This is a genomic window from Brevibacillus brevis (assembly GCF_031583145.1).
Taxonomy (GTDB): domain Bacteria; phylum Bacillota; class Bacilli; order Brevibacillales; family Brevibacillaceae; genus Brevibacillus; species Brevibacillus brevis_E.
Window position 1 is genome coordinate 2,145,988 of sequence record NZ_CP134050.1, and the last position, 25,875, is coordinate 2,171,862.

General features: G+C 55.6%; 23 protein-coding genes and 1 other RNA gene. 21 read left to right on the forward strand and 3 right to left on the reverse strand.

Translation table 11 applies throughout. The features are described 5' to 3' along the window. The first annotated feature begins 8 nt into the window (after positions 1–8). The 4 genes from RGB73_RS10660 (at position 9) to RGB73_RS10675 (ending at position 4,327) form a co-directional block, all read left to right on the forward strand. On the forward strand, positions 9–521 hold the full coding sequence (locus RGB73_RS10660; RefSeq protein WP_310771717.1) for an adenine phosphoribosyltransferase: 513 nt from the start codon (positions 9–11) through the stop codon (positions 519–521). A 558-nt stretch (positions 522–1,079) separates the two neighbouring features. Then, entirely contained in the window at positions 1,080–3,251 is a 2,172-nt protein-coding gene (locus RGB73_RS10665) for a RelA/SpoT family protein (RefSeq protein ID WP_310771719.1), read from the forward strand. Positions 3,252–3,314: 63 nt separating this feature from the next. Further along, positions 3,315–3,752, forward strand: a complete 438-nt coding sequence (gene dtd / locus RGB73_RS10670; RefSeq protein ID WP_310771721.1) for a D-aminoacyl-tRNA deacylase — start codon at positions 3,315–3,317, stop codon at positions 3,750–3,752. A 23-nt stretch (positions 3,753–3,775) separates the two neighbouring features. Continuing rightward, entirely contained in the window at positions 3,776–4,327 is a 552-nt protein-coding gene (locus tag RGB73_RS10675; RefSeq protein WP_310771723.1) for a short-chain dehydrogenase, read from the forward strand. A 62-nt stretch (positions 4,328–4,389) separates the two neighbouring features. On the opposite strand, the gene RGB73_RS10680 is transcribed toward RGB73_RS10675, so the two are convergent. Continuing rightward, positions 4,390–6,273: an N-acetylmuramoyl-L-alanine amidase family protein gene (locus tag RGB73_RS10680; RefSeq protein ID WP_396136207.1), complete on the reverse strand. Its 1,884-nt coding sequence runs from the start codon at positions 6,271–6,273 to the stop codon at positions 4,390–4,392. 195 nt (positions 6,274–6,468) lie between these two features. On the opposite strand from RGB73_RS10680, the gene RGB73_RS10685 reads away from it, so the two are divergent. The 7 genes from RGB73_RS10685 to RGB73_RS10715 all read left to right on the forward strand — a co-directional run bounded on the left by RGB73_RS10685 (position 6,469) and on the right by RGB73_RS10715 (position 14,197). Continuing rightward, positions 6,469–6,639, forward strand: coding sequence for a hypothetical protein (locus RGB73_RS10685; RefSeq protein ID WP_310771726.1), 171 nt, complete (start codon positions 6,469–6,471; stop codon positions 6,637–6,639). A gap of 100 nt (positions 6,640–6,739) precedes the next feature. Further along, a complete protein-coding gene (locus RGB73_RS10690) occupies positions 6,740–8,254 on the forward strand; it encodes a coproporphyrinogen III oxidase (protein WP_310771727.1) in 1,515 nt (504 codons plus the stop codon). A gap of 425 nt (positions 8,255–8,679) precedes the next feature. Further along, a complete protein-coding gene (hisS, locus tag RGB73_RS10695) occupies positions 8,680–9,960 on the forward strand; it encodes a histidine--tRNA ligase (RefSeq protein ID WP_310771729.1) in 1,281 nt (426 codons plus the stop codon). Between the two features lie 23 nt (positions 9,961–9,983). Continuing rightward, positions 9,984–11,774, forward strand: a complete 1,791-nt coding sequence (gene aspS / locus RGB73_RS10700; RefSeq protein ID WP_310771731.1) for an aspartate--tRNA ligase — start codon at positions 9,984–9,986, stop codon at positions 11,772–11,774. 48 nt (positions 11,775–11,822) lie between these two features. Beyond that, positions 11,823–12,005, forward strand: a non-coding RNA gene (gene ssrS, locus RGB73_RS10705) — 6S RNA. A 68-nt stretch (positions 12,006–12,073) separates the two neighbouring features. Beyond that, a complete protein-coding gene (locus RGB73_RS10710; RefSeq protein ID WP_310771732.1) occupies positions 12,074–12,829 on the forward strand; it encodes a tRNA threonylcarbamoyladenosine dehydratase in 756 nt (251 codons plus the stop codon). 6 nt (positions 12,830–12,835) lie between these two features. After that, complete coding sequence (locus RGB73_RS10715; RefSeq protein ID WP_310771734.1) at positions 12,836–14,197, forward strand: AAA family ATPase; 1,362 nt, start codon at positions 12,836–12,838, stop codon at positions 14,195–14,197. A gap of 15 nt (positions 14,198–14,212) precedes the next feature. Here the strand turns inward: RGB73_RS10715 and RGB73_RS10720 are convergent, their stop codons facing one another. Then, entirely contained in the window at positions 14,213–14,386 is a 174-nt protein-coding gene (locus RGB73_RS10720) for a hypothetical protein (protein WP_310771736.1), read from the reverse strand. A 97-nt stretch (positions 14,387–14,483) separates the two neighbouring features. Here RGB73_RS10720 and cymR point away from each other — a divergent pair, with 97 nt between their 5' ends. From cymR to RGB73_RS10750, 6 genes are all read left to right on the forward strand, one after another. Then, positions 14,484–14,903, forward strand: a complete 420-nt coding sequence (cymR, locus tag RGB73_RS10725; protein ID WP_203356448.1) for a cysteine metabolism transcriptional regulator CymR — start codon at positions 14,484–14,486, stop codon at positions 14,901–14,903. A 104-nt stretch (positions 14,904–15,007) separates the two neighbouring features. Further along, a complete protein-coding gene (locus tag RGB73_RS10730) occupies positions 15,008–16,150 on the forward strand; it encodes a cysteine desulfurase family protein (protein WP_310771738.1) in 1,143 nt (380 codons plus the stop codon). A gap of 337 nt (positions 16,151–16,487) precedes the next feature. After that, positions 16,488–18,749, forward strand: a complete 2,262-nt coding sequence (gene recD2, locus RGB73_RS10735) for an SF1B family DNA helicase RecD2 (RefSeq protein WP_310771740.1) — start codon at positions 16,488–16,490, stop codon at positions 18,747–18,749. 80 nt (positions 18,750–18,829) lie between these two features. Further along, the gene (locus RGB73_RS10740; protein WP_310771742.1) at positions 18,830–19,309 is read left to right on the forward strand and encodes a PRC-barrel domain-containing protein; all 480 of its coding nucleotides are present in this window, start codon (positions 18,830–18,832) and stop codon (positions 19,307–19,309) included. A 35-nt stretch (positions 19,310–19,344) separates the two neighbouring features. After that, complete coding sequence (locus tag RGB73_RS10745) at positions 19,345–19,551, forward strand: hypothetical protein (protein WP_310771743.1); 207 nt, start codon at positions 19,345–19,347, stop codon at positions 19,549–19,551. Between the two features lie 36 nt (positions 19,552–19,587). Then, positions 19,588–19,782 (forward strand): hypothetical protein, encoded by a 195-nt coding sequence (locus RGB73_RS10750; protein WP_396136208.1) that lies wholly within the window; start codon positions 19,588–19,590, stop codon positions 19,780–19,782. 185 nt (positions 19,783–19,967) lie between these two features. Here RGB73_RS10750 and RGB73_RS10755 read toward each other — a convergent pair whose 3' ends face one another. Further along, positions 19,968–20,654, reverse strand: coding sequence for a TerC family protein (locus tag RGB73_RS10755; RefSeq protein ID WP_310771746.1), 687 nt, complete (start codon positions 20,652–20,654; stop codon positions 19,968–19,970). A gap of 366 nt (positions 20,655–21,020) precedes the next feature. Here RGB73_RS10755 and RGB73_RS10760 point away from each other — a divergent pair, with 366 nt between their 5' ends. The 4 genes from RGB73_RS10760 to ruvX all read left to right on the forward strand — a co-directional run bounded on the left by RGB73_RS10760 (position 21,021) and on the right by ruvX (position 25,875). Continuing rightward, positions 21,021–22,085, forward strand: coding sequence for an AI-2E family transporter (locus RGB73_RS10760; protein ID WP_310771748.1), 1,065 nt, complete (start codon positions 21,021–21,023; stop codon positions 22,083–22,085). Between the two features lie 336 nt (positions 22,086–22,421). Then, complete coding sequence (alaS, locus tag RGB73_RS10765) at positions 22,422–25,070, forward strand: alanine--tRNA ligase (protein WP_310771750.1); 2,649 nt, start codon at positions 22,422–22,424, stop codon at positions 25,068–25,070. A 117-nt stretch (positions 25,071–25,187) separates the two neighbouring features. After that, positions 25,188–25,448 carry an IreB family regulatory phosphoprotein gene (locus RGB73_RS10770; RefSeq protein WP_007727936.1) on the forward strand — a complete coding sequence of 87 codons (261 nt, stop codon included), beginning with the start codon at positions 25,188–25,190 and terminating at the stop codon, positions 25,446–25,448. Positions 25,449–25,458: 10 nt separating this feature from the next. Continuing rightward, a complete protein-coding gene (gene ruvX / locus RGB73_RS10775; protein ID WP_310771752.1) occupies positions 25,459–25,875 on the forward strand; it encodes a Holliday junction resolvase RuvX in 417 nt (138 codons plus the stop codon).

The window sequence follows — 25,875 nt, forward strand, 5'->3', positions numbered from 1 at the left end:
AATTATTCATGGATTTTAAACAGTACATTCGCGTCATCCCTGATTTCCCGCAACCGGGAATCCGCTTCAAGGACATCACCACACTGTTGAAGGATGGCCCAGCCTATCGGGCTGCCATCGAAGAACTGGCCGTATTCGCTCGCGAAGTGCAGGCGGAAGTCATCGCCGGGCCGGAAGCGCGCGGTTTTGTCGTGGGAGCGCCCCTGTCCTACGAGCTGGGCATCGGGTTCGTTCCGATCCGCAAATCGGGCAAGCTGCCATACGAGTCCATCAAGGCGGAATACGACCTTGAGTACGGCAAGGACGCACTGGCGATCCACGTCGATGCGATCAAACCTGGCCAGCGCGTGTTGATTGCCGATGACCTGCTCGCAACAGGCGGAACCATCGAAACGACGATCAATCTGGTTGAGCAGCTGGGCGGTAAAGTCGTCGGCGCCGCATTTTTCATCGAGCTGTCTTACCTGGATGGACGCCAAAAAATTGGCGATTTTCCAGTCAAATCCTTGGTGCAATACTAAAAAACCGACAAAAAAACGGGCGATTTGCCCGTTTTTTGCTTTTTTCCTCGACTGTTCATAGTTTACAGGGGAAATCAGCTTTACAATACGAACGACATACAAGATAATAGTATGAAATAGACATGATTACATTCTCCATCCTTACGCTAGACCGACAGAATGTTACCGGCTTCGCAGGACTTTTTTTTTAGGGAAGGAATTCATGAGAAAAATGAATTTCGAATGAATGCCAAGCGCATAACGGAGTGCATCGGTGTCCGCGACTCTCATTAGCATCAGGATAAGCTTTCAAACCCTAGCGGCCGCTTCTCTCCAAAATTAAGCCTCGAACAGAGGTTTTTTTATACAGGTAGGAAATGGTGAAATCCTACTGGATAGAAGCGCAGAAGCGAAGGCTTCGCCAACGTGCTTGGTGCATCCTAGATAGTACCCTGTCGATTCCTGTCCGGCTTTTTTGCCCAGGATGATAGGAAAAGTCCATACAAGGCGAAAGCAGTCACCCTGCAAAGAACTTCAATCAGAAGCTTTTTTCTTATGAGAGGATAAGGGAAGGGAACTATGATTACCGGCATTGATGAGGTAGTAAAAAAAGCAAGCACCTATTTGTCTGGGTCGGATCTGGACCTGATTACACGTGCCTATCAGTTGGCGGAAAAAGCGCATGAAGGCCAGGTGAGAAAATCGGGAGTTCCGTACATCATGCATCCGATTGCCGTCGCGGGCATTCTTGCCAATTTGCATATGGATGCGGTAACAATCGCTGCGGGCTTTTTGCACGATGTCGTGGAGGACACCGATATCACTCTCGATGATTTGCGCGAGCAGTTCGGTCCGGATGTGGCACTCCTGGTGGATGGCGTGACCAAGCTGGAAAAAATCAAATACAAGTCCAAAGAAGAGCAGCTGGCGGAGAATCACCGCAAGATGCTGATTGCGATGGCTCAGGATATACGGGTCATCATGATCAAGCTGGCAGACCGCCTGCACAACATGCGGACGCTTCGACACATGTCCGAGGAGAAGCAGCGGGAGATATCCGACGAGACGCTGGAGATTTTCGCTCCGCTTGCCCATCGGCTCGGGATTGCTTCCGTCAAATGGGAGCTGGAGGACACGGCGCTGCGTTACCTGAACCCGCAGCAGTATTACCGGATCGTCAACCTGATGCAGAAGAAGCGGGTAGAGAGGGAAGCTTACCTGAATGAAGCTTCCGACACCATCCGCGAAAAGCTGGGCGAGCTGAATATCGAAGCGGAAATTTCCGGCAGGCCGAAGCACATCTACAGTATTTATAAAAAGATGACCAAGCAAAACAAGCAGTTCAATGAGATTTACGATCTGCTGGCGCTGCGGATCATCGTAAATGACATCCGGGACTGCTATGCGGTATTGGGGATCGTCCACACATTGTGGAAGCCGATGCCGGGCAGATTCAAGGATTACATCGCGATGCCGAAGACCAACATGTACCAGTCTTTGCACACAACGGTGATCGGCCCGAAAGGAGAGCCGCTGGAAGTGCAGATTCGGACGTGGGATATGCACCAGACGGCAGAGATCGGGATCGCCGCTCACTGGGCGTACAAGGAAGGCAAGAGCGTGGTCCAAGGCTCTTTCGCGGAAAAGCTGGGGAACCTTCGCGAGCTGATCGAAGGCGGCTCGGAGGAAGCTCCAAATGCGCAGGAGTTCATGGAAAGTCTCAAGCAAGATCTGTTTTCCGATACGGTGTTTGTCTTTACCCCGAAAGGCGACGTGGTTGAGCTGCCGAAAGGCTCCGTACCGCTGGACTTTTCGTATCGGATTCACTCAGCTGTCGGAAACCGAACCATCGGGGCGAAAGTGAACGGCAAGATCGTTCCGCTCGATTACGCCATGAAGACAGGCGATATTGTCGAAATATTGACTTCCAAGCATTCGTACGGGCCGAGCCAAGACTGGCTGAAAATGGCGAAGTCGGCGCACGCTCGCAACAAAATCAAGCAGTGGTTCAAAAAAGAAAAGCGGGAAGAAAACGTTGCCAAAGGGCAGCAAATGGTCGAGGCGGAAATCAAGGCCCGCAGCTTCGATGTGAAGGAAGCGATGACGGAAGCCAATTTGAAGGAAGCCGCAGCCCGCTTCAACTTCCAGGGCGCCGAGGACATGTTTGCGGCAGTAGGCTACGGCGGCATTACGGCTTCGCAGATCGTCACTCGGTTGGTCGACAAGCTGCGCCGGGAGCGGGAAGAGCAAAATCCCGTCATTCCTGAGTACAAGCCGAATCCGGCCCAGCATACGGTCAAAAGCGAGTCTGGCGTCAAGGTGCGCGGGGTAGACAACTTGCTTGTGCGCATCTCGCGGTGCTGTACCCCCGTCCCAGGCGACCAGATCATCGGGTTTATCACCAGAGGCCGCGGTGTATCGGTTCACCGGCTGGATTGCCCGAACGTCCTGGCGGATGAATGCTCGGAGCGGTTGATCGATGTCGAATGGGACACGGACTTCAAGCACAACTTCAACGTGGAAATCGAGATTACCGGCAACGATCGCAGCGGGCTTCTGAATGATGTGCTACAGGTCGTGGCGGAGACGAAGACGAACATTGCCGCCGTCAGCGGCAAGGCGGACAAAAATCGGGTTGCGACCATTCATATGACGATATCCATCAGCAATGTGGATCATTTGCAAAAGGTTGTGGAGCGCATCAAGCGCATCAAAGATATTTATTCGGTCCGCCGGATTTTGAGCACCTGATCCTTAGAAGGATCGGGTGTTTTTGTTTGGGGCATAGACCGGAAACGAAGGGATGAATGAGGGATGAGAGTAGTCGTGCAACGGACACGGGAAGCGAGTGTGACGGTGGCGGGAGAAATCGTGGGACAAATCGACCACGGCCTGATGCTGCTGGTAGGAATCACACACGAGGACGGCGAAAAAGAAGTGGAATTCGTCGCCGACAAGATTGCCAATCTGCGTATATTTGAAGATGAAGAAGGAAAAATGAACCATTCGGTTTTGGAAACCGGCGGACAAATCCTGTCCGTGTCGCAATTTACGCTGTACGGCGACTGCCGCAAAGGTCGGCGCCCCAATTTCATGGCGGCGGCTCGTCCAGAGCACGCGGAGCCGTTGTACGAGCTGTTCAACGCCAAGCTGCGGGAAAAAGGACTGCGTGTGGAAACCGGGCGCTTCGGGGCGATGATGGATGTGCGACTGCTCAACGACGGGCCTGTAACACTGATAGTCGAATCGTAAAAATCAGGCCGGACGGTGACGACATGGGGAAAGAAGCCTTGGTTGTTGGCGGGAGCGGCATGCTGGCAGAGGTATCGCGGTGGCTGGCCCGAACCGGCTACCATGTGACGGTAATCGGCAGAGAGCAAAGCAGACTCGATCGGGTGGCGGAAGAATCGGACACACCGGGATCTTTTACGATGCTCGCTTTGGATTACCGTGATACGGAGGCTCTGAAGCAAGCAGTCAGTGATCTGGTGCGCCATCGGGGACCTGTGGATGTGGTCGTCGCGTGGATTCACGGAACTGCACCCGATGCCCTTGCCGCCATCCAGCGGGAACTAATGGGCCAAAAAAAGGAATGGCTGCTGTTTCATGTGTGCGGCAGCCGAGCTTGGATCCAGCCTCCCGCCGTCGAGGAGATAGCCTATTGCCGATACCGTCGCGTCATCCTCGGGTTCGTGACAGATGCGCAGTCATCGCGCTGGCTGACCCATAGCGAGATCTCCCGCGGAGTGATTCGCGCCATGCAAACGGACGAGCCGCTCTCCATAGTCGGGACGGTCGAGCCGTGGGAACGACGTCCAACTGAATGACGGTTCTATGAAAAGGAAAACGAGGGAGCATCGCTCCCTCGTTTTTTGCGTTGTTACGCTTCTCAACTGCCCTGCGTGTTTTGCGAGGAGAAGTATTGGACAATCCCCTTGAACAGACCGTCGGCGGCGAGATTTTGCTGCGCTTCGGAGCGGACCCGCATCTCCTCGTTGTAGTTGGAAAGGAAGCCGATTTCCGCGAGAATGGCAGGGACCGGGTTTTCCCGCAGAACGAAGTAATCGCCGAAGCGGGACTGCAAATCTTTGTAACTCGTCGCCTTGACCAGTTCAGTCTGGACGAGGGAAGCCAGCTTGCTGGAATTGCCCTCGTTGTAGTAAAACACGATGGAACCGTTCGTGGCCGTGTTCGGATGGGTATTGTGGTGGATGCTCACAAAGATGTCGGCGTGATTCGAGACAGCCATATCTACCCTCTGCTGCAAGGTCAGCTTCCGATCGTCCGGTCTGGTCATGATGACCTTGGCACCGGCGGATTCGAGCTTGTTGCGCAGCATCAGCGCGACCTGGAGGTTGACGGTCTTCTCCAGCGTGGAAAAGCTCTTGCCTGTCGCGCCGTTATCATTGCCGCCGTGCCCTGCGTCTACGACGATGATTTTGTCCTTCAATTCGTTGGACCGAACCACTGCAGGAGCACCCGTGGAAGAAACGAGCCAACCCGCGATGTATCCGGTAGAGCCGTTGCTCAAGGTGACTTGGAACCAGTCTCCCGATCTGCCGGCGATGGCGTATTTTTCACCAGGCTGTACTTTTGCGACAATTCCGTGCTCGTTGCCGGGTCCCGAGCGGACATTCGTGTCCGGATTGACGATCGTCACATACGGACCGCTAGGCGTAGGGAACTCGGGCTTGGACACGGTGACCAGCCATCCCGCGACCCATCCGGTTTTCCCATCCGGAGCCTGGACGCGGTACCATTCGCCTTGCTTTTCAAGTACGGTCAACGTGCTGCCTATTGCCAGTGTGCCGAGAATGGCGCTCGACGTATTGCTTTCGCTGCGCAAATTGAGCCCGTCCGTCTTCACTGTCGCTGTCTGCTTGGCAGGCGTAGTCGTCTGCCCGGATGGGGCAGGGGGATTCTCGTTGCCCGTGGCGGGTGATTCCGGTTCTCCGACAGAGACTGAACCATCCGTCGTACCTGTCTGCGGCAAGCCGGGAAGGGAGCTCTCTTCGGTAGAAAACCAGGCATTGACGCCATCGTAAGGGAACTGGATCCAGCCGTTTTTCTGGGCGATGACCTGAACGGTTTCTCCCGCGTGCAGCTGCCCGATCGCGGGCGTGGTGTTGTCGGGAGTGGCGTATACGTAAGGGGCAAACTCCAGCGTCAGACTGGCTCCCTGAACAGCTCCCGGCTTTGCTTCTGACCCTGTGCCATTGGGTGTGACGGCCGTACTGGAACCGGGAGAGGCAGGAGTCTGGCTTGCCGGAGGAGTGGGGGTAGACGAGCTGCCTGGTGCCATCTCTTTTACCAGCCAGGCTGCGACCCAGCCCTTGGCTTGGGCGGATAGCTGGATCTGAATCCAATCACCGTTTTTTTGCACGATGGTGTAGCGGGTTCCCGGATTGATCATCTGGACCACAGGGTAAGTCTGCCCGGGTCCCGAGCGCACGTTGAGATTGGTCGTGGTGCTCTCGATCTGTGCCGGAGAAGCTGTGGTCTGCTGCTGTTTGACCAGGTAACCGGCGACCCATCCGCTTTGGCCGCTGGGCAGCTTTACTTGCACCCAATCGCTTTTGGAAGCGAGGACGGGCAATACGGTGTTTATCGGCAGAGTCGCAATGACGGAGTCCTGAAGGCTTGGGCCTGAACGGACGTTGAGCTTGTCCACAGTGACCTGAACAGAACCGGCGGCCCAAGCTGTTGTAACGGGGAGGGAAACGGCGCATGCGATAGTCAGGAGCGACTTCAGGAACTTTTGACGAAACACGATTTGACATCCTTTCCAGCTAGTTTGCAAATGTCCATTTCATTTTTCTGCATCTTTTTGGTAAAGGTATTTCATTCGCCTTATATCCGGCTTTTTCCTGCATCTTCCGACAAACTTCCCCAATGTTTTCGCGGGTTGTTTTTCTGCCTTCGCGGCAATAATAGGAAGAGATCATACGGAAATGAGGAGGGATACGGCGTGAGGCAGTCAGAGAAGGAGACATTCGCACAGGAGCTGAATCGCAGGCTGTTTTCCGTCGACTTTCACGACTTTTTGGAAAAAGAGTCGGCGCTCGGCGGTGTGGAGATGTCGCAGGATTGGGGCATCGGCGTCCGGGATGTCCAGCATTTGCGCAGAAAGCGGAAATAATGGGCGAGATTGCATGCTTGCAGGTGCCGCTTGGATGGTTGACCAGTCCGCTTGCGGTCGGATAACATGAAGAGTGGCATACTGAAAAGCAGGTGAACCCATGATTCAGATTACGTGCGTAGGACACGCGTTCGAGCGGGAGCTGTCGCTGATCCTCGCTTTGTTTTACGAAGATCCGCAGCTGTCGTTCACAGCGAAGTGGACAGAGGAAGCGGGCTTGAAGCTCAGGCTGACTCTGGATGAAGGAAAAGAAGGGGTGCTGGCGACGGGCGAGCTGGTTGACGATGTCCGCAACATCCGGCACCAGGTCAAACGCGACTACATCTCCCGCGATGAAAAGGCGATGCGCAAAACAGCAAAGCAGGCGCTTTGCTATGCGTTGCTGTTGCTTTTGGAAGAATATACAGGAATGGAGCAAGGCTGGGGAATTCTGACGGGCATCCGGCCGACCAAGCTGCTGCATCAGATGAATGCGGCAGGAGTCGGGAAAGAGGAAGCGCACCGCAGACTGGAGCGGGATGTCATCCTGCGTCCCTACAAGCTGAAGCTGCTGCAGGACATCGTGGATCGGCAGCTGCAGGTCGTGCCAGACCTGTACAGCATCGATCGCGAGCTGTCCGTCTACATCGGGATCCCGTTTTGCCCGACCAAGTGCGCGTATTGCACGTTTCCCGCCTATGCGATCCGCAGCCATACCGCCTCGGTCAATCCGTTTCTCGAAGGGCTGCATTACGAGCTGGAGCATATCGGCAAGTGGCTTGCGGAAAACGACCAGCGGATCACCTCGATCTACTTCGGCGGCGGTACGCCGACGAGCATCACGGCCGAGGACATGGATCAGTTGTTCTCTACCATGCACAACTTCTTTCCGCATATGGACAGCGTTCGAGAGCTGACGGTCGAAGCAGGGCGTCCGGATACGATCACGAAAGAGAAGCTCGAGGTGATGAAACGCTGGGAAGTGGACCGCATCAGCATCAATCCCCAGTCGTTCACACAGGAGACGTTGCATGCCATCGGCCGGCACCATACGGTCGAAGAGACGATCGAGAAGTACCACCTCGCCATGGAGATGGGGCTGTCCAATATCAACATGGACTTGATCATCGGCCTGCCGAACGAGGGTGTGGCGGAGCTGGAGCACAGCTTGCGCGAGGTCGAAAAGCTGATGCCTGCCTCGCTGACGGTCCATACTCTTTCGTTCAAGCGTGCTTCGGAAATGACGCAGAACAAGGAGCGCTACAAAGTGGCAAGCCGGGAGGAAATCGGCAGAATGATGGACATGGCTTCTGCGTGGACGCGGGAAAATGGCTATGATCCGTACTATCTTTACCGGCAAAAAAACATTCTTGGCAATCTGGAGAACGTCGGCTACTCCAAACCGGGCAAAGAAAGCATCTACAACATCATGATCATGGAAGAGGTCCAAACGATTCTCGGCCTCGGCTGCGGAGCTGTCTCCAAGTTGATGGCTCCCGGGAGCGGCAAGCTGACCCGCTGGCCGAACCCGAAGGATCCCAAGACCTACAACGATACGTACCGCGTGCTCGTGGAGAACAAGCTGCGCGATCTGGACGACATTTACTTCGGAAAGACGGCAGCCGCCCAGCAGTAAATGGTTTGCAAAAAAAGTTTTATAACAGCGCCTGTTGACTCGAGGCTGGCAGGTTTGCTATGATTCACATTAAGCTTTTATGACAGCATAAAAAGATCTGATGACGGGAACGAGTATCCAGGAGACGGATATCCAGAGAGAAGGCACCGTGGCTGAGAGTGCTTTCGTATGACGACTTGGTGAATGACATCCCCGAAGACCGCAGTGAACGGAGAGACCGATCGGCTCCCCCAGTAACTGGCAGGCGTGCGCCGGCGTTAACGGCTAGTGAAGAGGAGTGATGCAATCGCTATGCGAACGTCGCTCAATCAGGGTGGCACCACGGGAGTTCAAAACAGTCTCTCGTCCCTGACATGTGGTATGCGCTACATGTCAGGCGGCGGGGGGCTTTTTTATTTTCTTTATCTCAATGGGGGTTCATTCCAATGACGCGAATTCAAATTCCCCGCGGTACGCAGGACATCATGCCCGGTACCGTGGAGCTGTGGCACTACGTGGAGGCCAAGGCCCGCGATTTGTGCCGCCGCTTTAACTATCAGGAAATCCGGACGCCGCTGTTTGAGAACACCGAGCTGTTCCAACGGGGCGTGGGCGAGACGACCGACATCGTGGAAAAAGAGATGTACAGCGTGGCGAATCCGCGCAGCACGGATGCGCTGACGCTTCGTCCGGAAGGAACAGCCGGCGTCGTCCGTTCTTATGTGGAGAACAAGCTGTACGGCTCGCCGAACCAGCCGACCAAGCTGTACTATCTCGGGCCGATGTTTCGCCACGAGCGGCCGCAGGCAGGGCGCTACCGCCAGTTCGTCCAGTTCGGCGCAGAAGCGATCGGCTCCAGCGATCCGGCGATTGACGCCGAAGTGATCGGGCTGGCCATCCGTCTTTACCAGGAGCTGGGTCTGACCGGGCTCAGCGTCGAGCTGAACAGTGTCGGCACGCTGGAAGACCGCGCCCGTCACCGCGAGCATCTGCTGGCGCACCTGAACGGCGTGCGCTCCGAGCTGTGCGAGGACTGCCAATCGCGGATCGATCGCAATCCGCTGCGCGTGCTTGACTGCAAAAACGAGAAGTGCAAGTCGCTGACCAAAGACGCGCCTTCGATTCTCGACTACTTGAGCGAGGAATCCGCTGCCCACTTCGAAGCAGTGAAAGGCTACCTGACCGCGCTCGACATCCCGTATCACGTGAATCCGCGTCTGGTTCGCGGGCTGGACTACTACACCTTGACCGCGTTTGAAATCAAGATGGCGGAAATCGGGGCAGTAGAAACGCTTTGCGGCGGCGGTCGCTACAACGGGCTGGTAGCGGAGCTGGGCGGAGACGACATGCCGGGCATCGGCTTCGCGCTCAGTATCGAGCGGCTGCTTTTGGCTCTGGAAAAGCAAGGAGTGCAGCTGCCGGTCAGCGGCGGCATCGACTGCTTCGTGGTCGTACAGACGCCGGAAGCGAAGTCGCAGGCGTTCGTCCTCGTGGATCAGCTGCGCAGGGCGGGAATCTCGGCGGAGCTCGATTACCTCGATCGCAAAATGAAGGCGCAGCTGAAACAGGCTGACCGTCTGTCCGCGCGCTTTACGGCGATTATCGGCGAATCCGAGCTGGACGCAGGCACGGTCGTGCTCAAAGAGATGGCGACAGGCGATCAGCAAGAAGTCAAAAGGGATGAGCTCGCACAAACGCTGAACGCAAAACTGCAGCATACAAACTAGAACCTGAGTGGGGGATATCAAAAATGGCATGGCAATATCGCACCGTACATTGCGGAGAAGTAACAAAAGAACACGTCGGACAGGAAATCGTCCTGAACGGTTGGGTACAAAAGCGTCGTGACCTCGGCGGCGTCATTTTCATCGATTTTCGCGACCGCACAGGAATCGTGCAAATCGTGTTCAATCCGGAGCACAACAAGGAAGCGTGGGAGCTCGCGGACAAGGTCCGCAGCGAGTACGTGCTCGTCGTGAAAGGATCCGTCGTCAACCGCGCGCCGGAGGCCGTCAACCCGAAATTGCAAACCGGGGAAGTGGAAGTGCACATCTCCGAAATCCAAATCTTGAACGAAGCAAAAACGCCTCCGTTCCAAATCGAGGACGAAATCGACGTGGATGAGCAGGTTCGCCTGAAATACCGCTACCTGGACCTGCGCCGTCCGGAGATGCAGCGCTCCTTGATGCTGCGCAGCAAAGCGGCGAAAGCATTCCGCGACTATCTCGACGACAACGGCTTTGTGGAAGTGGAAACGCCAATGCTGACCAAGAGCACGCCAGAAGGCGCCCGCGACTATCTGGTGCCGTCCCGCGTGCATCCGGGCGAGTTCTACGCGCTGCCGCAATCCCCGCAGCAGTTCAAGCAGCTGTTGATGGTGTCCGGTCTGGAGCGCTACTATCAGATCGCTCGCTGCTTCCGCGACGAAGATTTGCGTGCGGACCGTCAGCCTGAATTTACTCAGATCGACATCGAGACCTCGTTCCTCTCCATGGAAGAAATTTTGCCGATGATGGAAAACATGGTCGCCCACGTGTTCAAGCAAACGCTTGGCGTCGACGTTCCGACTCCATTCCCGCGCCTGACTTATGCGGAAGCGATGGGACGCTACGGCTCCGACAAGCCGGATGTACGCTTCGGCATGGAGCTGACCGAAGTATCCGACCTGGTAGCGAGCAGCGATTTCAAAGTGTTTGCGAGCGTCGTAGCCGGCGGCGGCCAAGTAAAAGCGATCAACGCGAAAGGCTGCGGACACTACTCCCGCAAGGAAGCGGACGATCTGCAAAAATTCGCGAACCGCTACGGCGCGAAAGGCCTGGCATACATGGCTTTCCAAGGTGGCGAAGTGAAAGGGCCGATCGCGAAGTTCTTTAAAGAGGAAGAAGTCGCTGAACTGAAAAAGCGCCTGTCTGCGGAAGACGGCGACCTGCTCCTGTTCGTGGCGGACAAACCGAAAGTCGTGGCGGATGCATTGGGTGCTCTTCGTTCCAAGCTGGGTGCGGAGCTCGGCCTGATCGACCACAGCAAGTTCGCGTTCCTGTGGGTCGTAGACTTCCCGCTCCTCGAATGGGATGAGAACGAGAAGCGCTACGTAGCCATGCACCACCCGTTCACTCGTCCGAAAGACGAAGACCTGCATTTGCTCGACTCCGATCCTGGTCAAGTGCGTGCGCAAGCGTACGACATGGTCCTCAATGGATACGAGCTCGGCGGCGGTTCCATGCGGATCTTCAAGCGTGAAATCCAGGAGAAAATGTTCAAGCTGCTTGGCTTTACGATGGAGGAGGCCCGCGAGCAATTCGGTCACCTGCTCGACGCGTTTGAATACGGCACACCTCCACACGGCGGTATCGCGCTCGGCCTGGACCGTCTGGTGATGCTGCTGGCTGGCCGCACCAACCTGCGCGAAGTGATCGCCTTCCCGAAAACGGCGAGTGCGACCGACCTGATGGTAAACGCACCGGATGTCGTAGCGCCAAAGCAGCTGACAGATCTGCACATCGCGACAACCGTAACCGAGGAAGAAAAGGTAGAAGCGTAAGCGACTTGCGCAACCGCATGACGATTTGATACAGTGGTAATACTAGATGAAGCCCTGCGATGTACGTGAAATCCGATAGTTTTGAGCCACAAAGTTTGTTTCGGGAGCTCTTCGTCCGCAGCTGTAAAGGCATGCCTCCGTCGAGTGGACGTCTGTCACAGCTGGGCAAGGCACCCACCTGCGATGAGCAGGTTCAAAACTAAGGAGCTTACACGGCATAATGGGGCTCCTTTTTTCGCTGGAATCCTACTTTTCCGATTGACTATACTATCGTGTGCGAAATGAAAGGTGACAAGACGATGCTTCATCAATTTTCCCGTTGTGAATTGGCCTTCGGTCCCGAAGGTTTGGAAAAAATGAAAAACAGCCGAGTAGCCGTTCTGGGCATAGGCGGTGTAGGATCGTTTACGGTGGAGGCGCTGGCCCGAACCGGTGTGGGCAAGCTGGTGATGGTGGACAAGGACGTGGTGGACATCACGAACATCAACCGCCAGATACATGCCAACTTGCATACGATCGGACAAAAAAAAGCCGAGCTGATGAAAGAGAGGATCGCCGCCATCAATCCGGAGTGCGAGGTCGTGACGCTGAACATGTTCTTCACACCTGAGACGTCGGATGAATTTTTCTCCCATGAAGTGGACTACATCGTAGATGCGATGGATACCATGTCGGCCAAGCTGCATCTGATCAAAGAGGCAAAGCGTCGGGGCATTCCCATCATCTCCAGCATGGGTGCCGCGAACAAGATGGATCCAACCCGCTTTGAAGTGGCGGATATTTCCCAAACCAGCTACGATCCGATCGCCAAAGTAATCCGCCGCGAGCTTCGCAAGTCCGGTATCTATAAAGGTGTCAAAGTAGTCTATTCCCGGGAGATTCCGGTGACCGTACGCACAGATGTGCGTGAACAAATCGTGTCCAACCCGAATTCACCCATCAGCAAAGTGCGGCAGCCCCCTGCAAGCAACGCATTTGTCCCCTCTGTGGCCGGATTGATCCTGGCCAGCGTCGTTGTGCGTGACCTTCTGGACTGGCAGCCGGCAAAAGGATAGAGCAAAATGGACGATCTTTTTTCCTTTGCGTATGAGCAACAGCAGGGGGGCAATAAGCAAAAACCGCTGGCTGCCCGAATGCGGCCGCAGTCGATTCAGGAGGTCATCGGGCAGTCGCATATTCTCGCGCCCGGCAAGCTGCTGAGACGCGCTATCGAAGCGGACCAAGTATCGTCGCTGATTTTTTACGGGCCCCCGGGTACGGGCAAAACCACGCTGGCAAAAGTCATCGCGCGGTCGACAAGGTCCCATTTTTCCGAGCTGAATGCGGTAACGGCTGGAGTGGCGGATATCCGGAAAGTGGTGGAGGCAGCCAAAGAACGGCTTGTGATGGATAATCAGCGTACGACGTTGTTTGTCGATGAGATCCACCGGTTCAACAAATCCCAGCAGGACGCCTTGCTGCCGTACGTAGAAGAAGGTACGATCATCTTGATCGGCGCCACGACGGAAAATCCTTTTTTCGAAGTGAATCCGGCTCTGTTGTCCCGCTCGCAAATTTTTTCGCTGCAGCCGCTTTCGCATGAGGAATTGCAGCAGGTGATGGATCGGGCGCTGACGGATGAGGTGAACGGACTCGGAGAGCTGTCCGTTTTCGTGACTCCAGAAGCTTCCGAGCATTTGCTCCATTACGCGGAGGGAGACGCAAGGCGGCTTTTGAACGCGTTGGAACTGGCTGTCACCACGACTCCGCCGGGAGCGGACGGACGTGTGGTCGTTACACTTGAGGTGGCCGTTGAATCGATTCAGCGCAGGGCGGTTCGCTACGATAAAAGCGGGGATAATCATTACGACACGATCTCCGCTTTCATCAAGTCGATTCGCGGCTCGGACCCGGATGCGGCCCTCTACTGGCTGGCGCGCATGATCGACGCGGGGGAAGACCCGCGCTTCATCTCCCGCAGGCTGGTCATTTCCGCTTCGGAAGACATCGGCAATGCAGACCCGCAAGCAATCGCGGTGGCCACTGCCTGCTTTCACGCGGTGGAGCTGGTCGGCATGCCGGAGGGGCGCATCCCGCTCGCCCAGGCCACCACATATTTGGCCACGGCGCCGAAAAGCAATGCGGCTTACAACGGCATCAATGCCGCTTTGGAGCGCATCCGAAGCGAGGGACACAAACCTGTTCCCATCCATCTGCGGGATGCTGCCTACAAAGGCGCCGCCAAGCTGGGACATGGGAAGGGGTACAAGTACCCTCACGACTACCCGTACGGCTACGTGCCGCAGCAATATTTGCCCGATGGCGTGAACTACACCTTTTACGAGCCGAAAGACCACGGCTACGAAAGACACATCCGCCGTTTTCAGGAAGAGCGGAAAAAGTTGGACCACCGCGGGCTTCCGCAAAAAAACTCCCCCGAATAAGGGGGGAGCAGCCTGTCAGGTCCGTACGTTTCCGCCTGGCTTGTTGGGCAAATCGCCGTTTTCGTTCGGCTGCTTGCTCTGCTCGCTGGCGCCGTAGCGGGCTTTGTGTGCGATGGTTCCTGCCGGCTGGTCGTACAAGGTATCAGACGGGTGGTTTTTGCCACGCTCTGAGCGGTTGTTTGTCGCCATCTTACTTCACCCCCTGGATGCTAGTGTGTCCCGCCGCAGCCAAGTCATGTAGGGTGCGGGAAAAGGGGAAACCGAACAGATAGAGGAGAGTTGTTACGTGAAGATTTCAACGAAAGGACGTTACGGCCTGACCATCATGATGGAGCTCGCCAACCGTAACGGAGAAGGACCGACCTCCCTGCGGAGCATCGCCCAGCGGCATGATCTGTCGGAGCATTACCTGGAGCAGCTGATTGCCCCGCTGCGCAACGCAGGTCTGGTAAAAAGCATTCGTGGAGCCTACGGCGGCTATGTTCTCGCCAAGCAGCCAGAGGAGATTTCGGCAGGAGACGTCATTCGCGTATTGGAAGGGCCGATCAGTCCGGTCGAGTTCGCGGAGGAGGAAGATCCGGCCAAGCGCTATTTGTGGCTGCGAATCCGCGACAGCATTTCCGCTGTTCTCGACTCGACTTCCCTGCAGGATTTGATCAGCTTCGAAGACGATGGACGCTCCGACAACTACATGTTTTACATTTGACCCAAGCCAAACGTCTGAAAGTTGGCGGATGGGGTACGGAAAGCCATTGGGCGAGGCCGAAACATCAATTGGTACCACTACCAAATCATTAGAAGGTGACACCCGTGTCTGACAGGATGTACTTTGATCACGCAGCCACTACGCCCGTACACCCGCGAGTGGTGGAGGCGATGACCCCTTACTTGACGCAAGTATTTGGCAACCCGTCCAGCGTTCATGGGTTCGGACGGGATGCTCGCAAGGCCCTGGAGCAGGCAAGGGATCAAATCGCGGCGTTCATGGACGCCGATCCGCAGTCGCTCATCTTTACCGGCAGCGGGACGGAAGCGGACAACCTGGCAATCATCGGAGGTGCCATGGCGCAGCGCGAGCGCGGACGCCATATCATCACGTCCCAGGTGGAGCACCACGCCGTCCTGCATGCGTGTGAGCACTTGGAGCACGCGGGGTTTGAGGTGACGTATTTGCCTGTGGACGAGACCGGTTCTGTTCGATTGTCCGATCTGAAAGAAGCGGTTCGTCCCGATACCGTACTCGTCTCCATCATGTACGGCAACAACGAAGTGGGGACAATCGAGCCCATCGAGGAAATCGGCACGTATTTGCGGGAAAAAGGCATTGTCTTTCACACAGACGCGGTACAAGCGTTTGGAGTACTGCCGATCCGTGTCCGCGAGCTTCCGGTGGACATGCTGTCCGTCTCCGCTCATAAGATCAATGGGCCCAAAGGGGTTGGGGCTCTCTATTTGGCGCGCAACGTCCCCATCGATCCGATCGTTCACGGAGGCCAACAAGAGCGGAAGCGGAGGGCAGGTACGGAGAATCTCGCGGGCATCGTCGGCTTTGCAGAGGCCACAAAGATCACGGCGGAGGAGATGGAAGGGCGCGTCGCCAAGTACAGGCAGATGAAGTCCGCCATGGAGTCCGTCTGGAAAGAAGCAGGGATCGCCTACCACGTAAACGGCCACCCGAAGCACGTCTTGCCGCATATTTTCAACGTCAGCTTCATTGGCGTGCAAACGGAGACGATGCTGATGAATCTCGACCTGGTGAACATTGCCGCAGCGAGCGGTTCTGCCTGCACCTCCGGATCTCTCGAGCTGTCGCACGTCCTGAAGGCCATGAAGCTGGAGGACAGCATCACGCATTCCGCGATTCGCTTCAGCTTTGGCATCACCAACACCGTAGAGGAAGCCGAGCAGGCTGCTCGCTCCGTGGTGAAAATCGTACAGCGCCTTGCGCGATAAGCTTTCATGCGCAGAATTCAAACCGCCTGGGAAATGTAAGCTCCCCGGCGGTTTTTTTGCAGGCTGGCATGTTCCCCCGGATCGCGAAGCTGGCGGAAACGGCAGCGAGAGATACTAAGGAGGCCGCCGCTGCCTATGAAGGAGCAAACGGCGACCTTGGATGAGATGACGGCAGCTGCCGAGACTTTGGCCCGAATGGCGGAACGGTTGTCAGAACAGGGAAAACGATTTACAATCTAACAAGAGTTACCTGGCGAAAATCCACTTCGTTCGAAAGTGGATTTTTCCCTTCTTGGGGGAGTGTACACAAGATGGACAGGTGTAAGGAGGCGGTAGGATGGAGGAGCAACAATCGATCTCCCTGTTTGCCGAGACATTTATTCGCGGCTTTGTGGCGCAAGAAATTTTTTACAATGAAGAAACGTGGTACGGAGTGATCCGTCTAAAAATAGAAGAGACCACCGAGTCCATCAAGGATTCGGAGGTGGTGATCGTCGGCAACTTCCCCCGCCCTCACCCTGATGAGCTGTACACCTTTTACGGAGACTGGAAGACGCATGCCCGCTTCGGCCAGCAGTACGTCGCCCGTCGCTACGAACGGGAGACGCCGAAAACCATCGCAGGTGTCGAACGTTATTTGGCGAGCGGGCTGTTCCAGGGCATCGGCAAAAAAATGGCGAAGCGCATTGTCGAGCATCTAGGCGTGGATGCGTTGACGATCATAGCCGATCATCCGGAACGTCTGGCAGAAGTGCCTGGCATATCCGAATCGCGTGCGAAGATCATTTACGACTCGGTGATTGAGCATCGTTCGTTGGAGAGCGCGATGGTGTTTTTGTACGATTTCGGCATCGGCGTGAATATGGCATTGCGCATCTATCAGACGTACAAGCTGGAGACGATGACCGTCCTGAAGGAAGAACCGTACAGGCTGATCGAGGATATCCAAGGAATCGGGTTTAAGCGGGCAGACGATATTGCTCGTTCTACCGGGATCGCTGCTTCCTCCGAAGAGAGGGTCAAGGCGGCTGCCTTGTTTACCTTGCAGGAGGCATCCTATTCGGAAGGGCACGTGTATTTGCCGGTCGACGAGCTGTGCGAAAAAACGAAACGGCTGCTGGATGAATGCGGCGGCCACGCATTTTCCGGCGAGGAAATCACGCAGGCGGTCGAAGCCTTGTTCATCGCCAGCAAGGTCGCCTGGGAAGACGATCGGGTTTATTTGCCTTCCTTGTTTTTCGCAGAGCTCGGACTGGCGAAAAGGCTGCGGCACTTTGCGAGCAGAGACCAATTCGGTTCCTTTCCCGCTTCCGAATTTTACAGAGCGATCGGCGCGGTCGAGGACGAGCTGGCGATCACGTACGCCCAGACTCAGCGCGATGCAATCGAACAGGCGATCACGTCCGGGCTGATGCTCCTCACCGGGGGGCCCGGAACCGGAAAGACCACAGTCATCAGGGGGATCTGCCGGGTGTTCGCGCAGCTTCACGGCTTATCTCTCGATCTGAGAAAGTACGGAGAAGACAATCCGTTTCCCATTGTGCTGGTCGCTCCGACAGGGCGTGCAGCGAAGCGAATGACGGAGACGACGGGACTGCCTGCCATGACGATCCACCGGCTGCTCGGCTACAAGGGGGAGAGCTTCGAGCATGATGCGGAGCACCCGATCCGTGGACGCCTCCTGATCATCGACGAGATGTCCATGGTTGATATTTGGCTGGCCAATCAGCTCTTTCGGGCCGTTCCGGACGACATGCAGATCATCATGGTCGGAGATCCGGATCAGCTCCCTTCCGTTGGCCCTGGCAATGTACTCCAGGATATGATCCGCTCCGGTCTGATTCCGCTCGTTCAGCTGACGGAAATTTACCGGCAAGCTGAAGAATCCACGATCATTCGCCTGGCGCATGACGTTCGCAAGGGACACGTCCCCGCAGATTTGCTCCATACGACACCGGATCGGCGATTTTTCACAAGTTCGCCACAAGATGTTCCGGAAGCGGTGAAACAAATTTGCTCGGGAGCCGTAAAGAAAGGATATACGGCAAAAGATGTACAAGTTCTGGCCCCTATGTATAAAGGAAATGCCGGTGTGAACCGGCTGAACGAAGAATTGCAGGAGCTGTTCAATCCGAAGACGGCCCAAAAGCGGCAGGTCACGTTCGGGGAGACGGTTTTCCGCACGGGCGACAAAGTCCTGCAATTGGTAAACAATGCCGAAGAACAGGTGTTCAACGGCGACATGGGTGAGATCGTCGCCATCTTTTTCCCGAACGAAAACGCAGAGAACGAAGAGATGCTGGTCGCCTCCTTCGACGGCCGGGAAGTGACGTATAAACGCTCGGCGTACCATCAGCTGACGCTGGCGTACTGTTGCTCCGTCCATAAATCGCAAGGAAGTGAATTTCCAATCGTGGTCATGCCGTTTGTGAAAAGCTATTACCGCATGCTCCGGCGCAAGCTGGTGTACACAGGGATTACCCGAAGCAAGTCTTTCCTCATCATGTGCGGCGAACCGGACGCGTTTCGCGCGGCCGTGGAGACGGATGAAGAGGGTGTGCGGTACAGCTATCTGGAAGAGCGGCTCAGGCAGGAGTGAGTTTGCGTTTGGCACCTTTTGCGTCGAATGGCTCCCTGCCTTTCGCCCGATACTAAAAGGGCGGAAGGGGGATGTCCCACATGCGCAAGGCAATGGATGTAGTCGGGTTGCCCGTCGTCTGTCTGCAAACAGGCGAGACAATCGGCACCGTACGCGACATTCTTTGTGACTCCACTTGGCATGTACGCGGAGTCTTGCTGAGCGAACAGGGCTGGTTCCATCCAGGCACTTACATTCCTGCCGAACGGATTTACGCGGTAGGGGAGTCCTGCCTTACCGTTTCGGGAAATGACGCGATTACGCCCTTACCTCATCTCGCCGGTCTGAAACCTGTCGGCTTCGTGACGGGAAAGACAAAATTAAAAGGAAAAGCGGTCATTACCGCTTCCGGAGAACTCCTGGGCAGACTGGAAGACGTTTACTTTTCAGCGAACTGGGAGAAACTTGTAGGGTACGAACTGTCCAATGGATGGCTAGCGGATGTCACGGAGGGCCGAAAGCGCCTGCCTGCACCGGCTAGCGTCGTCGTCGGGGAAGAAAACCTGATCGTGCCGGACTAGTTCGTAGCCAGGCGTGAAAAGGGAGGAAAAGCGTAATGCGTGTCATTTGCCCGAACTGCAGTTCCAAAGACGTGGGAAAAATTGGAACCAATCAGTACTACTGCTGGAACTGCTTCATAGAGATGAGCGTGACGGGTGAACAGATCGCCTCTGTCTACCAGGTAGAGGAAGACGGATCGTTGCATTCCCTCAATGATCTGTTTATCGAGGAACAGTCGGTTACCGCTCAATTGAACATGTAGCTCATGCACCGGTGAGCGAACCCAAAACCAATGGAGGTGGCACGCTTGTTTACACGAAGCCTTTTGCGCGTCTTGGCCACAAGCGGAATCGTGGCGGTCATCGGATATTTGATGGCCCCGCGTCGTCGAAGCCGGTTTTCGCTGAATTGGAACCGCCTGCCTTTCTCGATGCGAGATGTGCAGCGGATGGTGAAAACAGGCCGCAAGTTGATGCGTGCCGTCGCTCGTTAGTTCGTATGCAACACTCCAGGCTGGCGTCTTGTAAGCAGACGCCAGCTTATTTTTTTGTACAAAAAAGCAAACACCTCTTGCCGCATGATCGACTATGCTGGTAAAAGGTCGATCTGCGCCAAGAGGTGCAACGGTTGTTTTCCATTTGCTTGCGTGCTCGTTCGCGATGTTCTTCTCTTTTCCGCTTAAGACTGCTCCGCCAAACGTTTTTGCTTTTGGCTTTTCATGCGTCCCGTGAGCAGTACCCCTACCACGATTGCGACGATGAACAGCCATTTTACCCAAGGGTATGCCGTGAAGAACGGTGTCAAAAACTTTTCCGAAGTGACCATGCTGGCTGCCGTATAGGCGAGAACGGCGGAACCGATGTAGATGACCACCGGAAAACGTTCCATGATTTTCAGAATGAGGGTGCTTCCCCAGACCATGATCGGCACGCTGATGATCAGGCCGATGACGACCAAAAGGAATTCGCCGTGAGCGGCGCCAGCGACTGCGATGACGTTGTCCAGTCCCATGACCGTATCAGCGACGATGATCGTCCAGATGGCCGCTCCCAGGCTGCCGCTTGCCTTCATGTTTTCGTGATTGTCTTCCTGTACGAGCAGCTTCAGCGAGATCCATACGAGGATCAGTCCACCGACGAGCAGCAGGCCGGGGATTTTCAGTAGCCATACAACGGCCAATGTCGCCAGCGCCCGGATGATGATCGCGCCGACGGTTCCCCAGATGATGGCTTTCTTTTGCTGGTTCGCGGGGAGATTTCGTGCAGCCATCCCGATGACAATCGCGTTGTCTCCTGCGAGCACCAGGTCGATCACGACGATGGCGAGCAGGGCGGACCAAAACTCGGGGGTAAACAACAGTTCCATTTCTCTTCCTCCTCGTCCTTGAAAGGTTTTTCCTCCGGCCGTTTTCTTGATACCTCTATAAAGTGTGTATAGAAGGGGAAAAAGAAAACGACCTTTCCCTGGACAGGCAAAGGTCGCGAAATGTACACAAAAAGACCTTCACCTGTTAGGCAAAGGTCTTGCTTACAACATCAGGATCATGTTGCCAACATAGCCGGGGATGCGATCCCGTAATGACGACTATGTTGCGTAAAAGCTACTCCCCTTTGGAGGTATCCACTTGTAATATCATACTACTTCGGGGACACGGATGTGTCAATAGGGTACATGATTTTTGTGCGGCGGAGACACTCTATGGAATACGGAAAGGAAGGGAGGTCTGTCTGCGTGGATGAACTTCGGCGAAGCCGCCTGTTCGCTGCGGCCATTTGGTTCATCACACTCCTGGTCATTGGCAATTTGCTATGGCTGCTCCGACCTGTCTTGTCTCAATTGTTTCATCTTCTGGAGGAAGTCCTGGTTCCCGTCCTGGTGGGCCTGGTCATCGCATACCTGCTTCATCCGATCGTACAGCTGCTGGAGCGGCGCAGAGTTCCCCGGCTCGCGGCCGTGCTTTTGATCTACGCCTCGTTCGTTCTGATCATTGCCATAGCGGTGGTGAATGCGATCCCGATTTTCACTACGCAGCTGGTGGAGCTCGCGGACGATTTGCCGAGGCTGTCGGAATGGTACTATAAATGGATGCAGGAATGGGAAGCCCATAAATACTTTTTGCCGGACAGCATTTCCCACGGGGTGGATCGCGTGATCATCCAGTCGCAGGAGCGCATGTCGCACTCGGTCACCGAGCTGGTCAACAACGCACGCAACTCGCTCGGGAAGGTGCTCGCGTATGCGGTTGTTCCATTCATCGCCTTTTACTTCTTGAAAGACATGAAGCAGCTGCACGAGACGGGCATGTCTATCGTGCCGCGGGCTTACCGCAAGCAGGTGCTCGTCGTCCTCCGTGACATCAACGAATCGCTGGGAAATTACATACATGGACAGATGATGGTGGCGCTGATTGTCGGGGTGTTCGCCTACATCGGCTACTGGTGGGTGGACATGCCGTATCCGTTTGTCCTCGCGTCGTTCGTCTGCCTGACGAACATCATTCCCTACATTGGTCCGCTGATCGGGGCAGCACCGGCTGTCGTCGTCGCCCTGACCATCTCGACCAAAACGCTGCTGCTTGTGATTGCGATCAATGTCGTCATCCAGATCCTCGAGGGCAACATCCTCTCTCCCAATATCGTCGGCCGTTCCCTGCACCTGCATCCGCTGCTCATCATCATGGCCCTTCTGGTCGGGGAAGCGCTCGGGGGCATCATCGGGTTGATCGTCGCCGTGCCAGTGCTGGCGGTATGCAAAGTCGTCATCAGCAGGGTCGCTCTCATGATTCATGAAAGTTGACAGTGATCAGCAAAAAAATTTATAATACGGACAAAGCCATACTAGCAGGATCAATGAGGGAACGAGTATGTTGCAGCCCTTTTACAGAGAGGACGCTCCACGGTTGAGAGAGCGGCCAAAAGAAGTGCGACAGAAGGCTACTCCTAAGACCGGGCAAAAACCGGCGGCTTGGCACCGTTACCTGCCCGAAAGCGATAGGCTTTGCCGTGAATCGACGCATTGTGAGCCTGTAAGCAGGGTGGTACCGCGAGAAAAAACAGTTCTCGTCCCTGAGGGGATGAGGGCTTTTTTTATTTTTTTTCTTGAATCTTCGAGACGAAAAAGAGGAGAATGCAAATGAAGAAACTGACAGGCAACCAAATCCGCCGGATGTTCCTCGACTTCTTCGTGGAAAAGGGACACCGGATCGAACCAAGCGCTCCGCTGGTTCCCATCGACGATCCTTCCTTGCTCTGGATCAACAGCGGCGTGGCGACCCTCAAAAAGTACTTTGACGGCCGCATCATCCCGGACAACCCGCGCATCACGAATTCGCAAAAATCCATCCGCACCAACGATATCGAAAACGTGGGACGGACAGCCCGCCACCATACGTTCTTCGAGATGCTGGGCAACTTCTCCATCGGCGACTATTTCAAGGAAGAAGCGATCGAATGGGCATGGGAGTTTTTGACCAGTCCCAAATGGATTGGGTTCGATCCTGAACTGCTCTCCGTCACCATCCATCCGGAAGACGATGAAGCGTACGAACTGTGGAACAAAAAAATCGGAGTACCTGCCGAGCGCATCGTGAAGCTGGAAGGCAACTTCTGGGACATCGGCGAAGGCCCGAGCGGCCCGAATACGGAAATTTTCTACGACCGCGGGGAAGCGTTTGGCAACGATCCAAACGATCCCGAGCTCTACCCGGGCGGCGAGAACGAGCGCTATCTGGAAGTGTGGAACCTGGTGTTCTCCCAGTTCAACCACAATCCGGACGGCACGTATACGCCGCTGCCAAAGAAAAACATCGATACCGGGATGGGTCTGGAGCGCATGGCTTCGATCATTCAAGGCGTCGACAACAATTTCGAGACGGATTTGCTGTTCCCGCTGATCGAAGAGACGAGCAAAATCTCCGGCGTGAAGTACAAAACCAGTCCGGAAATGGATGTGGCCCTCAAAGTCATCGCCGACCACGCGCGTACGGTCGTATTTGCCATCGGAGACGGCGCTTTGCCATCCAATGAAGGACGCGGGTACGTCATCCGCCGCCTGCTCCGCCGTGCAGTCCGCATGGGCAAAAAGCTGGGCGTGGAAAAACCGTTCCTGTACAGCTTGACCGGAACCGTAGGCACGATGATGGGCGAATTCTATCCGGAGGTCGTGCAAAAGCGCGAGTTCATCGAGAAAGTCATTCGCGCCGAGGAAGAGCGCTTCCACGAAACCTTGAACGACGGTCTGGCGATCCTGTCCGAAATGGTGAAAACCGCCAAGGCAGAGGGCAAAACGCAGCTCTCCGGGCAGGACGTCTTCAAAATGTACGATACGTATGGATTCCCTGTCGACTTGACGGAAGACTTTGCAGACGAGCAAGGACTGACGGTGGATCGCGACGGCTTCGAGCAGGCGATGGAAGAGCAGCGCGAACGCGCCCGTGCAGCCCGCCAGGATGTGGACAGCATGCAAATTCAAGGCGGTCCATTGTCCGAACTTACGGTTACGAGCCAATTTGTTGGTTATACTGAATTGGTAGCGACCGGAAAAGTGGAAGCGATCATTTTCGAAAACCAGCTGACTGACCAGGCGGAGGAAGGACAAACCGTTCAGGTCGTGCTGAGCCAGACGCCGTTCTACGCAGAAAGCGGCGGTCAGATCAACGACGAAGGCTTCCTGCTTTCCGATTCCGTGAAAGCGCGTGTGACGGATGTGCAAAAAGGCCCGAAAGGCCAAAACGTTCACTCCGTCATTGTCGAAGCCGGGACCTTGCGCAAAGGCGACGAAGTGCGCGCCGAGGTAAACCGCGAAGCACGTCTGGCAATCACGAAAAACCATACCGCGACACACCTTTTGCATCAAGCGTTGAAAGACGTCCTGGGCACGCATGTCAACCAGGCGGGTTCGCTGGTCGCTCCGGAGCGCCTGCGCTTTGACTTTACCCATATCAGCGCGATCACACCGGAAGAGCTGGAGCGCATCGAGGCGATCGTCAATGAAAAGGTGTGGGAGAACCTCGCTGTGGAAATCTCCAACAAGCCGCTGGCCGAAGCGAAGGCAATGGGCGCGATGGCCTTGTTCGGCGAAAAGTACGGGGACATCGTCCGCGTCGTCAAAGTGGGAGAGTACAGCCTGGAGCTGTGCGGCGGCTGCCACGTGAACAACACGGCGGAAATCGGGCTGTTCAAGCTCGTGAGCGAGAGCGGCATCGGCGCTGGTACACGCCGGATCGAGGCTGTGACCGGTCGCGGAGCCTACCAGTTCCTGAACCAGCAGTTCACGACGCTGAAGGAAGTCGCGCATGCCTTGAAAGCTCCAGTGCTTGCAGAAGCGCCGGCACGCGTGGAAAGCCTGCAGCAGCAGCTGAAAGAGACCCAGCGTGAAAACGAATCGCTGCGCGCCAAATTGGGCAACATCGAGGCCGCATCCCTGACCGATCAACTGAAACAGGTAGACGGCAAAAACGTGCTGGCTGCCCGAGTCTCCGCCGTTGATATGGACAACCTCCGCGGCATGGTAGACGAGCTGAAAAACAAGCTCGGATCGGCGGTCATCGTTCTAGGGGCTGTGGACGGCGACAAGGTGAACCTCGTAGCAGGGGTAACCAAGGACCTGATGGACCAGGGCATTCATGCCGGAAAAATCATCAAGGAAGTAGCGACTCGCTGCGGCGGCGGCGGGGGCGGACGCCCTGACATGGCGCAAGCAGGCGGGAAAGACCCGTCCAAGCTGCAAGAGGCGCTGGATGCGGTAGCCGAACTCGTCAAAAGCCAGGCGGTAGCGAAATAACGTACCACGACGATAATTTTGCCAGTTCGACAAGGAGTACCGTCGAGCGAGGTCGAATACAACTAGTAGCAAGCAGCCAGTAAGGTACAAGTCTCAGAGGAAATCGAGGTGTTGATTGTGAGTTCGTTGGATAATACCATGAAGTTCACGGTGCCAAAGGAAGCGAATGCGGCGGATGTGCAAGAAACATTAACAGAGGTGTACAAAGCCCTGCAAGAAAAAGGATACAACCCGATCACCCAGATCGTCGGTTACTTGCTTTCTGGCGACCCGGCGTTTATCCCACGCCACAACAACGCGCGCAGCCTGATTGGCAAATTGGAGCGGGACAAAATCATAGAAGAGTTGGTGACCGTTTACTTGTCGGAGCGCAAGTAAGCCTGCCTATATGACAAGACTTTTGGGTTTGGATGTTGGCGACAAGACGATTGGGGTCGCGGTTAGCGACGAGCTGGGCTGGACGGCCCAAGGCGTAGAGACCATCAAGCGGCAATCCAAGGAAAAGGATCTGGCTCGCATACAAGAATTGATTGCGCAGTATCAGGTCGGTGCCATTGTGGTAGGACTGCCGAAAAACATGAATGGTACGATCGGCCCACGGGCAGAATTATGTCAGGCGTTCGGCAAGCTGCTGGGGGAGCGTACTTCTCTTCCGATCCACATGTGGGACGAACGATTGACGACGATGGCAGCGGAGAAGATGCTGATTTCCGCCGATGTCAGTCGGCAAAAACGCAAGACGGTAATAGACAAAATGGCGGCCACTTTGATCCTGCAAGGATACTTGGACGCGAAATCGAGGTGA